This is a genomic window from Arthrobacter pascens, from assembly GCF_017052465.1.
In the GTDB taxonomy this organism is placed as follows: Bacteria; Actinomycetota; Actinomycetes; order Actinomycetales; family Micrococcaceae; genus Arthrobacter; species Arthrobacter pascens.
Map to the genome: position 1 here is coordinate 1 of NZ_JAFHKT010000046.1, position 1,170 is coordinate 1,170.

General features: G+C 65.0%; 1 protein-coding gene. It reads left to right on the forward strand.

Going from position 1 to position 1,170, the window contains the following annotated elements; all coding sequences use genetic code 11:
* Position 1 precedes the first annotated feature (1 nt).
* The coding region (locus JYA52_RS00210) for a pyruvate dehydrogenase E1 component-related protein (RefSeq protein WP_504739500.1) at positions 2–1,170 on the forward strand (1,169 nt) is incomplete at its 3' end.

Here is a 1,170-nt window from a genome sequence, read left to right on the forward strand (position 1 = left end):
CGTGGCTGCAGGAGAAGATACCTCCCATATCCTCAGCGGGTTGACTAACCAGCTGCCTGATCGTGATCCGGAAGAGACCGCCGAATGGGTTGAGTCCCTGGATGCGCTGATCAGGGAACAGGGCACCGAGCGTGCCCAATACATCATGCGCAGTCTCCTGCAGCGTGCCGGCGCGCAGAGCGTCGGGGTTCCGATGGTGACCACCACGGATTATGTGAACACCATCCCGGTGGACCAGGAAGCGGAGTTCCCCGGCAACGAGGAGTTCGAGCGCCGCTACCGGGCGTACATGCGCTGGAACGCCGCGGTGATGGTGCACCGGTCCCAGCGGCCGAACATCGGCGTGGGCGGGCACATCTCCACCTACGCCGGGGCCGCGACGCTGTACGAGGTCGGGTTCAACCACTTCTTCCGCGGCAAGGACCACCCCGGCGGCGGGGACCAGGTGTTCTTCCAGGGCCACGCCTCCCCCGGGATGTACGCGAGGGCGTTCATGGAAGGCCGGCTGACCGAGCAGGACCTGGACGGCTTCCGGCAGGAAAAGTCCAAGGAAGGCCACGCCCTCTCCTCCTACCCGCACCCGCGGCTGATGCCCGAGTTCTGGGAATTCCCCACCGTGTCGATGGGCATCGGGCCGATGAACGCGATCTACCAGGCCCAGTCCAACCGCTACCTGCACAACCGCGGCCTGAAGGACACCAGTGACCAGCAGGTCTGGGCGTTCCTGGGCGACGGGGAAATGGACGAGCCCGAGTCCCGTGGCCTGCTCCAGCTCGCCGCGAACGAGAACCTGGACAACCTGAACTTCGTGATCAACTGCAACCTCCAGCGCCTGGACGGGCCGGTGCGCGGCAATGGCAAAATCATGCAGGAACTCGAGGCGTTCTTCCGGGGCGCGGGCTGGAACGTGATCAAGGTCGTCTGGGGCCGGGAGTGGGATGACCTGCTCACCCGCGACACCGACGGCTCGCTGGTGAAGATCATGAACGAAACCCCGGACGGGGACTACCAGACCTACAAGGCCGAATCCGGCGGGTTCGTCCGCGAGCACTTCTTCGGCAAGACCCCGCAGACCAAGGACATGGTCGCGGACCTCACCGATGACCAGATCTGGAACCTCAAGCGCGGCGGCCACGACTACCGCAAGGTCTACGCCGCATACAAGGCAGC